The following is a 16,577-nucleotide window of genomic DNA, read 5'->3' as shown; positions in this document are numbered from 1 at the left end:
ATAAAATCATGCGAATTTTTCATAATATTGGTAGATATAATATGGTGAAAATAGTATAATTGTGTAAAATTACACGAAAAGGAGGATATAACAATGGATTCTGTTACAAAAGAGCAAAGGAAACAGATCTTCAGAGAAGAACTTTATTTGCTAAAAAAAGAGCAACATATTTCATATGCGATCTACGACAAGGTATACGAAGCATACGAAAAGTTCAACTATATAAGCATCCATAAAGAAACGTTAAAAGAAAAAGAGACGACACCTGTTAACATAGTGAATGCCAAACCAGAAAAAAAGAAAGTCGTACGAGAAAACAAAAAGAAAACTCCTGAGCAATTACGTGAAAGAAATATCACTTGGTTGCTTAACTTAGGGGTCATTTTGTTACTGATTGGTGGATTGTATGTAGCGACAAGCAACTGGGAGACCATGTCTAGTTGGATGAAAGCTAGTTCCATCGGTCTGGTTGCATGTTTATTCTATGGAATGGCTTATATATCAAAAAGAATCCTTCACATCAACCAAACAGCGTTTGCTTTTACTGTCTTAGGAAGCCTATTTTTACCCATTTTCCTGTTATCTCTGGGCTGGTTTCAGTTATTAGGCTCTTATTTCTCTTTTACAGGAGAGGGAAGATACTTTCTAGGAATGCTAAGCGGCTACATACTTGTACCCATTTATCTATTATTAGCTAAAAAGATTTCTTCTCGTCTATTTGTTTGGTTTGCGGGAGTTGCTACAACAATCGGCACGGCATTTTTTCTGACGGCACTTCCTATCCAAAGAGATGGTTTTTATTTCGGAATGATTTTGTACCATGCAGGCTTGTTACTCGTCCATTTTTATATGAAAAAGAAACCTTCTTTTACATGGTTTACGAAAGAGGTTCTTCCATTTTTCCAAGCAAGCTTAGTACTGACGACGGCTTTTATGTTACTCCTATTTGATCATCCTGTCTTCTATGGAATGAACATTATATTTACTGCCGTTTTATATTTATCAATGGTGTTTGTGACTGGCCACAAAAACTATCATTTTGTTTTTACTTTATTTTTGGTTTATGGATTGTATCAGCTTGTCGAGAACTCGATTCTTCTAACAGTTGGACCAATCATGTATGCATTGGTAGGGTCGTTTCTACTAGGCATGCCTCTATTTTTACAAGGAGGAGTGGATTGGAAGAAAATCTTCTCACTGACAAGTGCGGTGGTATCGCTTATTGCATTTGTATATATATCCGCCAAAGCCTTCCTCGTCAACTTAGGAGATCCCACAATGGTGATGATGATTTCTTATTTGATTCTTGCCGGTAATTTTTATTACTTAGCTCTTTCTGAAAAAAAGCAGTGGTTTACGTATGTAACTTCAAGTTTTTTAGTTGCGGCTTTATTTGAATTAATGATGCTTGTAAATAAGGTTGCTCTGTTTGATTCCTTTCTGCCATTGTTTTTTATCGGGTTCTTCCTCTTCGTTGTTTTTGGTGTTACGGTACCATCGCTCATTCGCCAAAGCTCTAGAGATGTGGGGATGGGGGTCATGGTTTTACCACTTCTTCCGTCTTGGCTCATGTATGATTGGTGGGAAACAGGCGTGATGTTTGGGTTATTAGCTCTATGCTTTATCCTTGGAAGAAAAGTGGAGGAACGCTCGTTTTATCTGGAAATGATTACTTGGGTCATTCCTATTTGTTATGGGTTAAGTACAGCTGCCATGTTTGAGGAAGGTAAGGAATGGTTCGACTGGAGTAAGGAAGAAGTGGGGCCTGCCCTTAATTTTATCGCAGGAAGCGTACTTCTTCTCTTGATCGAGAAGACAAAGAGACCAGCCTTTTTTATATCACAAGCCTTCTATTTGATAGGAATTCTTTATTCATTTAGTTTGCCAGTTAATGATTTTATCAGAGTCTTTATTCTCTCTGGTGGAATGGCTATCTCATATCTTCTTTATCAACAGACAAAGCAGAAGACCGTCACCTATTATGTGACTCTTTGTTCGCTCATTTCCTATATCACTCTTGTTTATGCGATTCATGAAAGCTCTCGTTTTCCTTTATGGCTAGAGGAGGAGCAATGGGTAATCGGTGGAGCGATTTTAATCATAGTAAGCTATGTATTACGAAGACACGAAATGGAACTGTCTACCAGTTTCTTATATACAGCTCATGTTTATTTACCAGCAGCCTTGCTATTAACATTCTTTGCTTTTAATAATGATGGCATATGGAGCTTTGTGATTGCGACTTTACTGTATGGTTTGAGTGTTAAGCTTGTTAGCAAAGAATGGATCCTAAAAACCCTCCTTTACGGCTGTTATATAAGTTTATTTGTTGCTATCAGTTTATATCTTATTGAATCAGGCTGGAGTGAATACTCGTTTTTCGTGACAAGTATCGTTTTAGCGATTTGGTGGGGAGTTAGCACTAAAGTATGGAAGGAGAGATCCACCCTTTTTCTTATTCCATTTTCAATGATCGGAATGCTCTCCATGCTAACATCGTATCCATTTGGAGGATCCATGTATCTTTGTCTGCTGCTTTATGGCGTGGGAGTCTTGTTCCTTTTACATCAACAAAAATGGGATTTCCTTGTCATACTTCCATTAATGGTTATGCTAGCAGGGAGCATTCAGTTTTCCTATGTTTCAACCTTACTTGATACGGAGGGTACAATGGTTCTTTTCGCCGGTCTCGGTTTATTGTCTCTTTTTGCGGGTAAAAAGATTTATAAAGGACTAACCTTGTTAAATGCTCACATGCCATTTCGCTATTGTGATGCCTATACGGTCACAGCTTTTCTGTATGTATTATTCCTGTATACGGTGGAACCAGTAGGGATTCTTTTGGGAATCTTGCCTGGTATCCTAATATGTATATTTTTGTGGATGCAGCAACCGCGGGTTAGTCCAAAGCTAGCTTGGATTCCAAAATTTTTAGCAGGTAGTTATTTACTAGAGCCTTATTATCAAGTGCTTGATCTACTCACGATCCCTGCCTTGTTCGAGAGGGAGTTATATGTTTTACCTTTCATCGTATTAGGAATTTATTTGGAGCGTTGTTTGAAGGGTGCATATTCTACACTGATTCAAAGAATTCAATGGGGAATATTGATCGGAGTTGCATTATTACTCGTTCAAGATGGTTTACAGAGCAATACTGTATATGATGCGATTATCGTCGGTACACTTTCACTTCTGTCGATATTGACTGGAACGATACTTCGAATCAAATCGTATTTCTTTGTAGGCTCAGGTGTCCTGCTACTCAATGTCGTCTTACAAACAAGACCATATTGGGGCAATCTCCCATGGTGGGCATACTTGCTACTAGCCGGATCCTTGTTAATCTCAGTGGCTAGCTATAACGAATGGAATAAACAAAAGCGGGCAAAAGGAGAGATACCGAAGCTAGAAGAGATCAGAAGAAAGGTTCTGTTGCGACTAAAGACGTGGAAATAAAAATTGTAATGTTTGTTTTTTCTACTAGAGTAGTGATATGATATAAACTGATTTTACATAAGAAGGAGATGTTCTCACAATGGCTAAAAAAGGATATATAGCAATGGAGAATGGGGAAAAGGTAGAATTCGACTTATTCCCAAACGAAGCACCTGGTACAGTTGAAAACTTTGAAAAATTAGCAAATGAAGGTTTCTACGATGGAGTTACTTTCCACCGTGTTATTCCTGGTTTCGTAAGCCAAGGTGGAGACCCAACTGGAACTGGAGCAGGCGGCCCTGGTTATTCTATCAAATGTGAAACAGTAGGAAACCCTCACAAGCATGAAGAAGGTAGCCTTTCTATGGCACATGCTGGAAAAGATACTGGTGGAAGCCAATTCTTTATCGTTCATGAGCCACAACCACACTTAAACGGAGTTCACACTGTTTTCGGTAAAGTAACTTCAGGAATTAGTGCTGTAAAAGCGATGAGAAACGGCGACACAATGAAAGAAGTTCGCGTATTCGACGCTGAATAATACAAAGGAAGAGTCCATTTGGGCTCTTTTTTTGTTGCCCAAACCACACACCGTTCTAATGAATGAACCACACCCCTCTTTCATATATTGGTACAAGCGGGCAAAAGGGAGGGGACAACCATTCATCCCGGTAAAGGAATGTCCCTTCTGTTTGTCTAATATTCCTGCTAAGGCTATACGGTGCCCACAGTGTACCTCACAACTAACGATAGGTGGGGAAGATGAGTTCGGGGAACAAGATAATGATACTCGAGCAAAGATTCACTTTCGGCAAAATAAAAAGCGCTTGAGCTAAATATTCTCAAGTGCTTTTCTATCGTCACCAAAGCAATTCATACAGGCGGCTATTAAATAAATTCGTATCAATTGGACACTGTCGTGCATCGCGGCCATATTGCCAGCCCCATACATTGGCCTTACATGACGGCTTTTTCGGACGGAAGTTAGGAGCGCTTCTTGCTTTTGTCGGACCCGGCCCGGGCTCTGCACTCCACAAAATGAGTTGATTGGCCACTTTATTATCCTTAGCAACAGCGGCACAATACGCCTTGGTAAACTCTCCATGAACGGGGTCGTGGTATAAGCCAGCCTTGTAGCCGCTCGGTTCCATGGCATCAACAAAGCCTCTAATCCATTCTTCATCTACTTTAAAAAACTTCTCAATATTCCCAAATACCACTTTGCCTTTTGGAATACTTAATCGTCTTGCATGATAAATTGCATTTTGTGCCACAACTTTTCCTTCTCGATACCCAACCGCTTCACGAAAATTACTTAATATCGGTAACAGCTTTATGCCCCTACTACGAATAAAACGGACTTCTTCTCTCGTGAGCCCAGCTACTTCTTTTCCTTGAATGGGTGCTACATATCTTCCCCAATAGGATGGCTTCCCAAATTCATTTTCCACAAAACTATACAGGTCCTCCGTTACTTCTGCAGAAGAGTCTACACCCCAATAATAAGCCAATGGCCATTCTCCCTTCAACTTATGTTAACTTTAGATTATATAGGGAGAATCTTGTCCTCATTCCAAAAAAAGCGTGATTACCTAGAAGGATTCCAAGTAATCACGCGCTGTTTATTTATGAGCTTGGCACTAATAATATAGCGTTCAGGTGCATTGCCTAAAAAATAGAAGGGGTAACAGGTTGTCAACGTCAAAGTTGCCCTTGGCTTTGGCGCCATAACAGAATGATCGTCCGCTGTTACAATTCGTATGCGATAGATTTTATAGGTGAAAGCTCCTTCTGGTGTTGTTACGACCAGTTCATCGTCTTCCTTCAAATGACGCAAGCCTCTAAATACAGTATCTCGATGACCTGATAAAATCGTATGATTTTCTTCACCCGGCAAAGCACTTCGGATATAATGTCCAACTCCGGTACGCAATACTTCTGTTCCGGTACCCTCATAAATAGGAAACACTTGCTCTAATCGAGGAATGTACAGTTCAGCAAATTTCTCACCTACAGATGGTTTCACGTCGTACAGTGGCCACTGTTTGTCAGAAGAAGCTTCTGTTACTTTAACAGGCAGAGGCGAGTCCATTTTAACTTGTTGGATGGAAAGAGTTCCTTCTAAGTAATAATACATGTTGACAGCAGCAAGACTAACCCCAATGAGGAGCAAGCCTGCTGCTAGCATGTTTATCTTCATTATTTTATTGCCGATAGGGTTTTCTTTCGTATCAAGAAAAGACCCAGTCCAGAAAAGGCTAGAATGAGACCCAGCAGGATTCCCGTTCCATAAAAGCTTGCTGTATCAGGAAGCTGTGCCACTAGTTCCCCAACATCTGCGACTTTTTCAAAAGCACTCAAAACAAAATCCCCTGAAAGCATGGCATGGGTTAGCTCAACATCTGCGAGCAGCTCACCACTTAAACTATGCAGTTGTACAAGGAGACCGTCACTTGTAAATTCATTCGCCTGTAATAGCTCTTCATATGATATAGCTGTTTGAGCTCCAGCAGAGTCGACTAAATAAAAAGTCGGAACTACCTGCATGGCGTCCATCATCTTAGCAAACAGGGAGGAAAGCTCCTCTTTTTCAGCATCTGTAAACTCTGAATCAGAAGCCATCATGATTTCCTCTATTCTTGTATCGATGGTCACCATTTGATGTTGCATATCATCTGAATCGATTTTCTCGAGGTGTGCAAACAGTTGATCAGCTTCTTCCTCTGAAATGCCAATCGACGCTAGAAATTCTTCTAGATCCTTTAATACTGAGAGGTGATTTAAATAAAAATCCACCGCATCTGCTAATTCTTGCTTTGACTCATGTTCCTCAACCGTTGTACCATACTCGGACAAAATCACATCAAGTTCTTCTCTTGATAAATCGTAGTCTGATAATATTTCATTAACCTCCGTATCCGTCACAGCAGCATGGGCGTTCAGAATTCCCCATTGCGAAAAAATAAGACCGAAGAAGATAAGCGCACTTAATTTTCTCACTATACTAATCCTCCATTTCGAAAGTATCGATAATGGTATTGTTTGTAAATTTATGAAAAAACATACTCGCTTTTCCTAATGAATGTTAATGTTTGCTATTATTGGCATAAAGAAAGAGCACCGCCTAAAAAAGAGGTACTCAAGTTTCTATCATTTGGCTATTTTACGAGAAAGCTCAGATAAAAAGTCCGCCAACCAAACAAGCAATAAATAACAAAAAATAATCAATGTGATATCTGAATAATGGAAATAACTCATGCTAAGCTTGAACTGCTGACCAAGCCCTCCCGCTCCAACAAAACCTACAACAATCGTTGTTCTCATGATTACTTCCCAACGATAGAGGATAAAGCTTAAAAACTTCGGAAGAACGGAGGGAAGAACACCATACAATAAGATTTGTGCGTGACTCGCACCTGAAGAAGAAAGATGCCGAATAGGCCTTTCATCAAGATCTTCAATAACTTCAGCACATAGCTTTCCAAGTATACCAAAGTTATGAAGGGCTAGTGCAACAGCCCCAGGAAGAATACCCGGCTGGAAAATAAAGATGATCATCATAGCCCAAATCAGTTCCGGTACCGCTCTACTCAAAATATAGGACGAGCGTATGAGTAGGAAAGATACCCAATGAAAAGGGGAACGACTCATCGTTAGCTTTCCATTCGCTACGTTACGGGCAGCAGGTACAACTGTGATCAGCATAACGATCGTTGCTATCCCAATAGCCATAATACTCATCATGAGCGTATCATAAGTCAGCTGCAGAATAGGAAGCCAGCTTTGAGCCGAAAAAAAGGCCGGAGACTCTTCGCCAACTCCAAGTAAGCTTAAGAAGAACTTTTTCGCATACTGACCATTTTCGTCTGTAAACAAAGTGAATAAAGAGGCATGCTCGACTACATACAAATACATCCATGATCCAACTACTAAGGCAAAGGATATGAAAAATGATAGCAGGGAAAAGCGTGACGAGCGTTTCGCTAAACGAGAACGCCATTGACTGCTCCATCCATCTATGACGATTACAATGGCCATCAAAAATAATACAAACGTCCACACTTCTTCGTAATTTAGATCATCCAATGAAAGCTGGATCTGATATCCAAGTCCCCCTAAGCCAACAAAGCTCATGACCGCAGAGGAACGAACCGCACATTCAAAACGGTACATGGTATATGAAATCATATTTGCTTTTACCAGTGGAATATAGCCGTAAAATAACAGTTGCCACCTAGACGCACCTGTTGACTGTAACGATTGTATCGGTTCATTATTTACATCTGACAGCATATCAGCGAAGATTCTCCCTAGAATGCCTCCATAAGGAATGGCGATAGCCAAAATAGCAGAGTAAGGCGTTAAACCGAAAGCAGCTACAAACAGCAATGCCCAAACCAGCTCATGAATAGCACGAAGGAAACCAAGAATTGCTCGAAAAAAGCTTTTACTCAATGAAGAAAAAGGCTTCTGAGAGCTTTGTAATACACCTGAAGCCAGAACCCCAAAAACAACAGCAATCACGATGGCAATTGTCATTCCTGCCACTGCATAGGTAATCGTCAACCAAGCAGAATTAAGGGCAAGAAGAAGAATCTCTGGGGAAAGATCAGGGTGTATTATCGCCTCAATGATCTGGAGGAAGGTGGCACCTCCACCCGGATGAAGAAGTGGCTCCTTCCAATCAATCACATGTAAGCTCCATAAAAACACAAGGACTAAAATAATAGTGAGAAGGTTTTTTTGTTGAAATCGGAGACTCTGTTTCATTCGCTCGTCTCCCTCAATTTGTATAACTCTTTGAGGTGACGATCTGTTAATTGGTCAACAGGAAGATCGAAAACCATTCCACCTTCTCTTAGTCCAATGACTCTAGTAAAGTACTTTTTTGCATAATCGACGGAATGAAGGCTTGTAATCAGTGTTTGATTTTCTTCTTGAACAAGCTTTGTCAATATGCCTAACACATCTTCGGCTCGAGCAGGATCGAGAGAGGCCACCGGTTCATCTGCTAGTATAATTTCAGGCTGTTGCACGAGCAATCTGGCAAATGCCACACGCTGCTGCTCACCACCAGACAATGAGCCGGTTTGCTCAAGAATTTTGTGACCCAAACCTACTCGTGAGAGTGCTTGTTCGGCCATTATCTTTTCTTGAGGAATCACTAGGGAAAGAACAGATCTAAATAAACTCCAGTCCGCTAGTTTCCCAGCTAAAACGTTATGTATAACAGGGAGGGCATTTACTAAATCGAACTGCTGACGAATCACACCAATTTTTTTGGCACGTACTTTGCGGTTACGATAAAAGGAAGGAGGTTGCCCATCAATCATGATGTTGCCCGTTCCACTGACATTTGACAAAGATAGTACATTTAAAAGCGTGCTTTTTCCCGCACCACTCGGGCCAATTAAGGCAATTCGTTCACCCTTTTTAATCAATAAAGAAAGGGAAGATAAGGCTATCTTCCCGTCAAAAGAGACTGATACATCGTTTAATTCGATGATGTTTTGACTGGTCTCCACATCTACACCTCTATTTAATAATACCGATTTGTTTGGCCACTTTTTCAATGGCTTCGTAGTTTTCATTTTTTGTTGCAATAAACTTATCCGTTTGGAAAAGATCCAAAATCGTTTGCTGGTCACTACCCATAGAAAGGAGGGCATCTGTTATTTTTTGCTTGACGTCAGAATCGTATCCTTCAAGTGTATTAATTGTCCAGTGATAATCGTAGTAGGCAGGGGTCGTATAAAATACATCCACCTTGTTTGTATCGACTTTTCCTTCAGCAACTGCTGCTTCCCAAACAGCTACGTTTAAAGCACCCGTTTGATAAGCACCTGATTCTACTAGCTTATAAGTTTTATCGTGAGAGCCTGAGTAAGATGGTTTGCCGTTAAAATCTTGGTCGGCATCAATGCCTTCTTCCATTAAATAATATCGAGGCATTAAATGCCCAGAAGTGGAGCTTTCGCTACCAAAAGTAAAGCTTTTTCCTTTTAAATCACTTAACGATGTTAATCCAAGTTCTTTTTGAGCGATAAAAACAGATTTGAATTCTTCATCACGAGGTCTTTGAGCGATAGCTTCCGCGTCAGGAACCAGGCTTCTTGCTTGAACACCTGTTAAACCACCAAACCAAGCTAATTGAATTTCTCCTCTTTCAAAGGCCGTTACTAGCGCTGCATAGTCTACGGATGGGACATACTCAACCTCTAAACCTGTCTCATTAGAAAGATATTCTGCCACTTCGCCCATGCTTCGACTTAGAACCGAAACATCTTGGTCAGGAATCGCACCAATTTTAAGTGTTTGCTTTGTTGTCTCTTCTTGTTCAGATGTCTCTTTATTCTCCTCCGCACAACCGCTTAGAAGACCAAGCAGTAAAACAAACGCAAAAAAAGTGACTAATCTTTTCATTTTAGTTCCCCCAAATCTTAATAAATATTTTTTATGTAGAATAACAATCCTGACTAATACATTTTCCTCACGTTATTTAAGTAATCATAAAAAACCTCATTTTCTAATCATACTAAAATTTTAAGTTTTACACTACTGATTTATTGTAATAGGAATACATTATCAATTTCGAGTAGATAACTCAGGCGAAATTTGTCCACGCACTATGCACAACGTATAAAAATATGCTAAAGTAATAACTATAAAAACCTTTATATTTCAACGATTCAACTACATAACAACTGTCTTTTTCCAGTGGACAGTTGTTTATTCCGAAACAACATTGCAAGGGGGATGAATGGAATGTCAAGTAAGAAGTTAGCCACGTTTTTAGCTGAAAATCTCGAAGATTTAAAGGGGAAGGGTCTTTATAACGTCATCGACCCACTAGAAAGTGCGAACGGTCCCATGATTATAATTAACGGGGAAGAGCTCGTGAATCTTTCCTCTAATAACTATTTGGGACTTGCAACTGATTCTCGTCTAAAAGAAGCTGCAACAGAAGCCATTCAACAGTTTGGAGTAGGAGCGGGAGCTGTCCGGACAATCAACGGAACGTTAAAGCTTCACTTAGAACTTGAGGAGAAATTAGCTCAATTTAAGCAAACAGAAGCTGCCATCGCCTACCAATCAGGCTTTAATTGTAATATGGCTGCTATCTCGGGAATTATGGATAAAAACGATGCGATTCTTTCTGATGAATTAAACCATGCTTCCATTATCGATGGATGCCGCTTATCACGAGCAAAAATCATTCGTTACAATCATTCAGACATGGATGATCTTCATGCAAAAGCAAAGGATGCAACAGAGTCAGGACTCTACAATAAAGTAATGGTAATTACGGACGGGGTATTTTCCATGGATGGTGACATTGCCAAGCTGCCTGAAATCGTTCAAATTGCAGAAGAGTTTGATTTAATTACGTACGTTGATGATGCGCACGGTTCTGGTGTACTTGGAAAGGGTGCAGGAACGGTTAAACACTTTGGACTATCCGACAAAGTAGATCTTCAAATCGGAACTTTATCAAAAGCCATTGGAGTCGTCGGCGGATATGTGGCAGGGAAGAAAGATTTAATCGACTGGTTGAAGGTTCGCAGTAGACCGTTTTTATTCTCCACCTCTTTAACTCCGGCTGATGTGGCTGCAAGTATTCGTGCTGTCGAATTGTTAACGGAAAGCTCGGAACTGAACGAAAAGCTTTGGGAAAATGCAAATTATTTAAAAGCAGGTCTTGTCAAATTAGGTTTTAATATCGGAAACAGTGAAACACCAATTACTCCATGTATCATCGGTGAGGAAGTAAAAACTCAGGAATTTAGCAAGCGTCTGTATAAAGAGGGTGTGTACGCCAAATCGATTGTCTTCCCAACGGTACCAAAAGGGACGGGAAGAGTAAGAAATATGCCTTCCGCAGCTCATACAAAGGAGATGCTAGATCAAGCGCTTGTCATCTATGAAAGAGTAGGGAAAGAGCTAGGAATCATCACTGAGTAAGCATAATTGGAGGAGAAACATGAAACGCATTTTGATAACGGGGGCATTAGGGCAAATCGGTTCAGAGTTAACCGTTAAATTAAGAGAATTATACGGTGCCGACAATGTGGTGGCAACTGATATTCGTAAGAACGAGAGCGAAGCAGCCTTAGCTGGACCTTTTGAGATTGTAGATGTGACAGACGGAGCTAGAATGCTTGATGTTGCGAAGAAGCACAAAACAGATACCGTTATTCATATGGCCGCGCTTCTTTCAGCAACAGCAGAAGCAAACCCTGTGTTTGCTTGGAATTTAAATATGGGCGGCTTAATGAATGCTTTAGAAACCGCTCGCGAGACCAAAAGTCAGTTTTTCACTCCGAGCTCAATAGGAGCTTTTGGTCCAACGACTCCGAAAGTTAATACTCCTCAAGACACCATACATCGTCCAACGACTATGTACGGTGTTAATAAGGTAGTGGGTGAGCTATTATCTGATTATTACTATCATCGTTACGGAGTTGATACGAGAGGTCTCCGTTTTCCTGGATTAATTTCTTACGTAACAGCACCCGGTGGAGGCACGACTGATTATGCTGTAGAAATCTATTACAAGGCTCTAAAATTCGGACAGTATACCTCTTATATAAAAGAAGGAACGTACATGGATATGATGTACATGCCGGATGCTTTGAATGCTATTGTTGATTTGATGGAAGCGGATTCATCCCAGCTTATCCATCGAAATTCCTTTAATGTGACAGCTATGAGCTTTGCACCGGAAGAAATAGCAGCTGAAATAAAAAAGCATATTCCACACTTCACGATGAAATATGATGTAGACCCCATTAGACAAGGGATCGCTGACAGCTGGCCAGATTCAATTGATTGTACGGCTGCAAAGGAAGAATGGGGCTTTACAACTAAGTATAATTTAGAAACGATGACGATTGATATGCTTGAAAAACTAAGAAAGAAAATGATCTAAAGTAGAAAAGGGTCTGACGTTGTTGTCAGACCCTTTTTATGCATATTATTTTACATAAATAAGCTTGTCTTTCTTTTCAATTACACGACCAATAACGATATACGTGGAATCTAGTGAGGTATACTTTTCTGCTTCTTCTTCAGGAAGAGCAATCAATAAGCCTCCTGAAGTTATTGCATCACATAGGACGAGCTGTTGTTGTAAAGTAATATCACTATTATATTCAATATCTTTTTTCAGCCACTCGTGATTAGATTTTGACCCACCAGGAACAATTCCTTGCTCCGCTAACTCATATGTACCTTCAAGAACAGGAACACGATTAAGGTCAATCTCAAGACTCACACTACTGCCTCGAGCCATTTCACTAGCATGACCAAGTAAACCAAACCCTGTTACATCCGTTACGGCGTGAGGAGAAAATTCCTGCAAGTGTTCGCATGCATCCTTGTTCAACTTCGCCATAAGCAAGGTAACAAGTTCCTCTTGTTCTTTCGTTACTACCGAACGCTTAATTCCTGTTGTCATAATTCCAACACCAATTGGCTTCGTTAAAACAAGCACATCACCCGGCTGAGCACCAATGTTTTTCCAGATTTTGTTAGGGTCAACAATACCCGTTACAGACAATCCAAACTTCGGCTCTTGATCATCAATGGAGTGACCCCCAATTGTTAATGCACCAGCTTCAACCACCTTATCGCTTGCACCTTTTAAAATTTCAGCTAACATATCAGGTCCAAGCTTCTTAACAGGATATCCAACAATATTTAATGCTGTTTTCGGTGTTCCACCCATGGCGTACACGTCACTTAACGCATTAGCAGCTGCAATTTGACCAAACATATATGGGTCATCGACAATTGGTGTAAAATAATCAATTGTTTGAATGATGGCTATTGAATCGGTTAACTGATACACCCCTGCATCGTCGGACGTTTCATGTCCCACTAATAACTCAGGTGTTCTTTTTTGTTCAGGTAAAAGGCGCAAAACTTGCGCTAAGTCCTCAGGACCAATTTTACAGCCTCAACCAGCCTTTGTAGAAAGGGAAGTTAGTCGTACGTTTTCTAACTCGCTCATTTATCACTCACCTCCATAAAATAGTATACAACCTAATCGGGGGAAAAGCACTTTTTTGGTCGTTTTCCGACAGGAGATTTCGTAGCCTTGCAAAAACTAGTAACCCTGTAATAAAATAGTTTTATCACAAAGAAATGAAAGTTTTGTGAAATCTTTCTGCTGAAAATGGAGGAAGCGAAAATGTCTTTTGAGGTAAAAGTTGAATTTTGCATGATGTGAAACTACGCACCAAAAGCCGCGAGTTTCGCGGAGGACCTGTTTAATCATTTCCGTAAGGACATTACAAAACTAGAGCTCATACCTTCATCCGGTGGGGTTTTCGAAGTTACGGTAAATGGAGAAAAGATTTATTCTAAAGCTGAAACGGGCGTATTTCCAAAAAGCCCAGACATTATTGCTAAAATGGAAAGCTAAATATAGCAACAAAGCCGTCTTGTAAAAGGCGGCTTTTCATTTTAAAAAAGGCTGTTTTCGTAAAGTTTGTTGTTTTGGAAAAATCCTAGAAGCCGGATTTTTCCCCGTATAATGCTGGTTCTATTGGTTTATTTTGAGAGTAGCTCTTTTCTAAGGTGATAAAATCAAGATTGGATGTTGAACATATAGTTTATTTCCGAAAAAGTGTGTAGATAGCAATAATGTTTTGAAAAGAGCCTTAAAAAAAAGAGAGGCTACCTCTTTATCTCTATTAGACGATCTACTGACGCTAACGTTTTTTCCTTATCAATAGTAATCTCTAGTACTTGATCGATTTGGTATGCACTAACCTCATGTTGTCTCACATCAAATGGCCAATCCACCTTTCTTGTTCGAATCTTTCCGCCACAATTGACAGAAATAACAACCATATTCTCCTGAAGGGAAACGGTTGTTTCAGTGGATGGGTTAGGAATATCTGCTTCGATAATAAACTGAGTCCCTGATTCAAATATATCTATGCGAAAGGCAGTTTCGTCCAAAAAAGTTGTAAGCGGGTCCAAAAATAAGGTTTCTAACCATTTGTCAATTGACTGGGAGTCAGAATTCTTTTTTGAAGATGTCATCGCTGTGTTCCTCTCATGTATTGATAACTGTTATTATCGTATGAGAATTTTTTCTATCGGTGAAACATGTTATACTAAACAGGCAAAATAAGGGCTGGAGGGTTACATTTGAAGGAGTTTGTACGATATATACCACCGATTCATGAGCTTCAAAGAGATGCTCGTTTTTCTACACTCACTCAAACATACGGAATTGACACAACTGAAATGAGTACGATTCTTAAAAATATCGTCAGTACCATTCGCGAGCAATTACTTAATGGTTGCTGGGAAGGAGAAACTCCGGGTTCTCAACCATTTCTAGAGGAACTCTTTCAACAAACAGAATATGAATTAGCACAAGCTTATCAATTTACGATTAAAAGGGTCATCAATGCCACTGGAACCATTTTACATACAAACCTTGGCAGAGCACGCCTCAGCCAAAACGCTATGGATCATGTGATTCAAACCGCCCAAAACTACTCTAACCTCGAATACAAGTTAGCAGAAGGAGAAAGGGGCTCAAGACATGTTCATGTAGAAGAACTGATTAAACGATTAACTGGTGCTGAAGCGGCCATGGTTGTTAACAACAATGCTGCTGCTGTATATCTCATTCTGCGTGCACTAGCCTTTCAAAAAGAAGTGATTGTATCTAGAGGACAATTGGTTGAAATAGGAGGTTCCTTCCGTATTTCATCTATTATGGAAGAAAGCGGGGCAAAGCTCGTAGAAGTGGGAACGACCAATAAAACCCATTTGTATGATTTTGAACATGCTGTTACTGAAGACACAGCCATGATTATGAAGGTACATACTAGTAATTTTAAAGTGATTGGATTTACAAAGTCAGTTGAAACCTCCGATTTGGTGGATCTAGCCAATCAGCATCCGTCTATAATTTTTTACGAGGATTTAGGTAGCGGTGCACTTTACGATTTTAGTCAACACGAAATTGGAGAAGAGCCCGTTGTTTCTGATGTAATTAAACAAGGAGTAGACATTGTTTCTTTTAGCGGAGATAAGCTACTAGGTGGACCACAAGCTGGAATTATTGCCGGTAAGAAGGTTTTAATTGATCAATTGAAAAAACATCAACTTGCTCGTGTGTTGCGTGTAGATAAGATGACATTAGCAGCCCTTGAGGGGACTTTACTAGATTATAGTAAAGGAAAAGATGCGATTCAAACCATTCCAGTGGTACGAGATTTGCTAGCCACAAAAAAAGAGTTACAAATACGAACCGATCAGTTTATCGACCGGCTAACGCAACAATCAAGTGGCTATACAGCAACTAGCAGAGAGGCAACAAGCCAAGTAGGGGGCGGGACGATGCCAGACGTCGAGCTTCCTACAGTAATTGTTCATATCAAAAGTGTGTCCATGTCCGCAGAAACGCTTGCTAACTGTCTACGAACCGAAAATGCCCCTCCTATTGTGGGACGGATTCAAAAGGACGAACTTCTACTGGATTTACGAACGGTGACAGTTGAGGAAGAGGATATGATGATTCATGCACTAGTTTCCATCGATAGGATGATGTCAAAAAAGCTGTAGGAAGTAACCTACAGCTCTTTAATTTTTACATATCATGTCCTGAGTTATGCTTCTGTCTCGTATGGTTACGGTTTTTCACCTTTTTAGAACCTCTTAGTGGCTCAGGTTGGCTACCGTTATTGTGACCTTTTGGTGCATTTTTACGCATGTCTTTTCCGTCATTTTTGTTCATTTTCATCCCTCCTATTGATAGGATGGAATGCGCAAGATTTTTTATACCGAATATTTTTATCGTTACCTGCACAATTTAACCTCAAGCAAAAAAGAAAGGAGAGGCTTACATGCCTTACAAAGAGGATAAACAACATGCATTTTTAGCTGCACAGCAAGGCGTAAATGAAGCGCAGGAGCTGTATAACGATATTGTACAAGACAGTGCTAGTTATGGTCATCAGTTAAAGCACTTGAAAAAAGAGGTTAACGAAGCATATGCACAAATAGAAAATGCACTCGAGGTGGCATCTGAAACCCAAAGAGCGCAGCTGGAAAGATTTCAGCAAGATTTACAATCAATGGTTTCAGAAGTAAATATGACGGAGTAAAATAGATAA

At 40.0% G+C, this 16,577-nt stretch carries 16 protein-coding genes; 7 read left to right on the top strand and 9 right to left on the bottom strand.

Going from position 1 to position 16,577, the window contains the following annotated elements; genetic code table 11:
• The first annotated feature begins 93 nt into the window (after window positions 1–93).
• Both MKX65_RS10065 and MKX65_RS10060 read left to right on the top strand, forming a co-directional pair.
• A complete protein-coding gene (locus MKX65_RS10065) occupies window positions 94–3,456 on the top strand; it encodes a hypothetical protein (protein ID WP_340903493.1) in 3,363 nt (1,120 codons plus the stop codon).
• 79 nt (window positions 3,457–3,535) lie between these two features.
• Window positions 3,536–3,976, top strand: a complete 441-nt coding sequence (locus MKX65_RS10060) for a peptidylprolyl isomerase (protein ID WP_160546005.1) — start codon at window positions 3,536–3,538, stop codon at window positions 3,974–3,976.
• A 319-nt stretch (window positions 3,977–4,295) separates the two neighbouring features.
• On the opposite strand, the gene MKX65_RS10055 is transcribed toward MKX65_RS10060, so the two are convergent.
• The 6 genes from MKX65_RS10055 to MKX65_RS10030 all read right to left on the bottom strand — a co-directional run bounded on the left by MKX65_RS10055 (window position 4,296) and on the right by MKX65_RS10030 (window position 9,858).
• On the bottom strand, window positions 4,296–4,946 hold the full coding sequence (locus MKX65_RS10055; protein WP_340903491.1) for a glycoside hydrolase domain-containing protein: 651 nt from the start codon (window positions 4,944–4,946) through the stop codon (window positions 4,296–4,298).
• 77 nt (window positions 4,947–5,023) lie between these two features.
• Complete coding sequence (locus tag MKX65_RS10050) at window positions 5,024–5,635, bottom strand: class D sortase (protein ID WP_340903490.1); 612 nt, start codon at window positions 5,633–5,635, stop codon at window positions 5,024–5,026.
• On the bottom strand, window positions 5,635–6,435 hold the full coding sequence (locus MKX65_RS10045) for a processed acidic surface protein (protein ID WP_340903488.1): 801 nt from the start codon (window positions 6,433–6,435) through the stop codon (window positions 5,635–5,637). Before MKX65_RS10045 ends, MKX65_RS10050 begins: the two co-directional genes overlap by 1 nt.
• 150 nt (window positions 6,436–6,585) lie before the next feature.
• Window positions 6,586–8,205 (bottom strand): PhnE/PtxC family ABC transporter permease, encoded by a 1,620-nt coding sequence (locus MKX65_RS10040; protein ID WP_340903487.1) that lies wholly within the window; start codon window positions 8,203–8,205, stop codon window positions 6,586–6,588.
• A complete protein-coding gene (locus MKX65_RS10035; protein ID WP_340903485.1) occupies window positions 8,202–8,960 on the bottom strand; it encodes a phosphonate ABC transporter ATP-binding protein in 759 nt (252 codons plus the stop codon). The genes MKX65_RS10040 and MKX65_RS10035 overlap by 4 nt, the downstream gene beginning before the upstream one ends.
• A gap of 10 nt (window positions 8,961–8,970) precedes the next feature.
• The gene (locus MKX65_RS10030) at window positions 8,971–9,858 is read right to left on the bottom strand and encodes a putative selenate ABC transporter substrate-binding protein (protein WP_340903483.1); all 888 of its coding nucleotides are present in this window, start codon (window positions 9,856–9,858) and stop codon (window positions 8,971–8,973) included.
• 342 nt (window positions 9,859–10,200) lie between these two features.
• Between MKX65_RS10030 and MKX65_RS10025 the strand changes: the two genes are divergently transcribed.
• Window positions 10,201–11,397 carry a glycine C-acetyltransferase gene (locus MKX65_RS10025; protein WP_160545999.1) on the top strand — a complete coding sequence of 399 codons (1,197 nt, stop codon included), beginning with the start codon at window positions 10,201–10,203 and terminating at the stop codon, window positions 11,395–11,397.
• A 19-nt stretch (window positions 11,398–11,416) separates the two neighbouring features.
• A complete protein-coding gene (locus tag MKX65_RS10020) occupies window positions 11,417–12,364 on the top strand; it encodes an L-threonine 3-dehydrogenase (protein ID WP_340903480.1) in 948 nt (315 codons plus the stop codon).
• A 45-nt stretch (window positions 12,365–12,409) separates the two neighbouring features.
• Here MKX65_RS10020 and selD read toward each other — a convergent pair whose 3' ends face one another.
• Complete coding sequence (gene selD, locus MKX65_RS10015; RefSeq protein WP_340903478.1) at window positions 12,410–13,447, bottom strand: selenide, water dikinase SelD; 1,038 nt, start codon at window positions 13,445–13,447, stop codon at window positions 12,410–12,412.
• 180 nt (window positions 13,448–13,627) lie between these two features.
• Here selD and MKX65_RS10010 point away from each other — a divergent pair, with 180 nt between their 5' ends.
• The gene (locus MKX65_RS10010; RefSeq protein ID WP_377059163.1) at window positions 13,628–13,861 is read left to right on the top strand and encodes an Rdx family protein; all 234 of its coding nucleotides are present in this window, start codon (window positions 13,628–13,630) and stop codon (window positions 13,859–13,861) included.
• 254 nt (window positions 13,862–14,115) lie between these two features.
• Here MKX65_RS10010 and MKX65_RS10005 read toward each other — a convergent pair whose 3' ends face one another.
• Window positions 14,116–14,487, bottom strand: a complete 372-nt coding sequence (locus MKX65_RS10005) for a hypothetical protein (RefSeq protein ID WP_160545996.1) — start codon at window positions 14,485–14,487, stop codon at window positions 14,116–14,118.
• A gap of 108 nt (window positions 14,488–14,595) precedes the next feature.
• On the opposite strand from MKX65_RS10005, the gene selA reads away from it, so the two are divergent.
• Entirely contained in the window at window positions 14,596–16,026 is a 1,431-nt protein-coding gene (gene selA / locus MKX65_RS10000) for an L-seryl-tRNA(Sec) selenium transferase (protein ID WP_340903476.1), read from the top strand.
• Between the two features lie 25 nt (window positions 16,027–16,051).
• On the opposite strand, the gene MKX65_RS09995 is transcribed toward selA, so the two are convergent.
• Window positions 16,052–16,198: a small acid-soluble spore protein P gene (locus MKX65_RS09995; protein WP_160545994.1), complete on the bottom strand. Its 147-nt coding sequence runs from the start codon at window positions 16,196–16,198 to the stop codon at window positions 16,052–16,054.
• A 109-nt stretch (window positions 16,199–16,307) separates the two neighbouring features.
• On the opposite strand from MKX65_RS09995, the gene MKX65_RS09990 reads away from it, so the two are divergent.
• Entirely contained in the window at window positions 16,308–16,568 is a 261-nt protein-coding gene (locus MKX65_RS09990; protein WP_160545993.1) for a hypothetical protein, read from the top strand.
• Window positions 16,569–16,577 lie beyond the last annotated feature (9 nt).

The organism is Robertmurraya sp. FSL R5-0851 (assembly GCF_038002965.1).
Lineage (GTDB): Bacteria > Bacillota > Bacilli > Bacillales > Cytobacillaceae > Robertmurraya_A > Robertmurraya_A beringensis.
The sequence above is the reverse complement of the archived record's forward strand: the minus strand, read 5'-3'. Positions and strand labels throughout refer to the sequence as shown.

Excerpts from the sequence above, each read along its gene's own strand:
- MKX65_RS10005 (WP_160545996.1), bottom strand. The coding sequence starts at position 14,487 with ATGACATCTTCAAAAAAGAATTCTGACTCCCAGTCAATTGACAAATGG.
- MKX65_RS10050 (WP_340903490.1), bottom strand. The coding sequence starts at position 5,635 with ATGAAGATAAACATGCTAGCAGCAGGCTTGCTCCTCATTGGGGTTAGT.
- MKX65_RS10040 (WP_340903487.1), bottom strand. The coding sequence starts at position 8,205 with ATGAAACAGAGTCTCCGATTTCAACAAAAAAACCTTCTCACTATTATT.
- MKX65_RS09990 (WP_160545993.1), top strand. The coding sequence starts at position 16,308 with ATGCCTTACAAAGAGGATAAACAACATGCATTTTTAGCTGCACAGCAA.
- MKX65_RS10060 (WP_160546005.1), top strand. The coding sequence starts at position 3,536 with ATGGCTAAAAAAGGATATATAGCAATGGAGAATGGGGAAAAGGTAGAA.
- MKX65_RS09995 (WP_160545994.1), bottom strand. The coding sequence starts at position 16,198 with ATGAACAAAAATGACGGAAAAGACATGCGTAAAAATGCACCAAAAGGT.
- MKX65_RS10030 (WP_340903483.1), bottom strand. The coding sequence starts at position 9,858 with ATGAAAAGATTAGTCACTTTTTTTGCGTTTGTTTTACTGCTTGGTCTT.
- MKX65_RS10020 (WP_340903480.1), top strand. The coding sequence starts at position 11,417 with ATGAAACGCATTTTGATAACGGGGGCATTAGGGCAAATCGGTTCAGAG.
- MKX65_RS10065 (WP_340903493.1), top strand. The coding sequence starts at position 94 with ATGGATTCTGTTACAAAAGAGCAAAGGAAACAGATCTTCAGAGAAGAA.
- MKX65_RS10025 (WP_160545999.1), top strand. The coding sequence starts at position 10,201 with ATGTCAAGTAAGAAGTTAGCCACGTTTTTAGCTGAAAATCTCGAAGAT.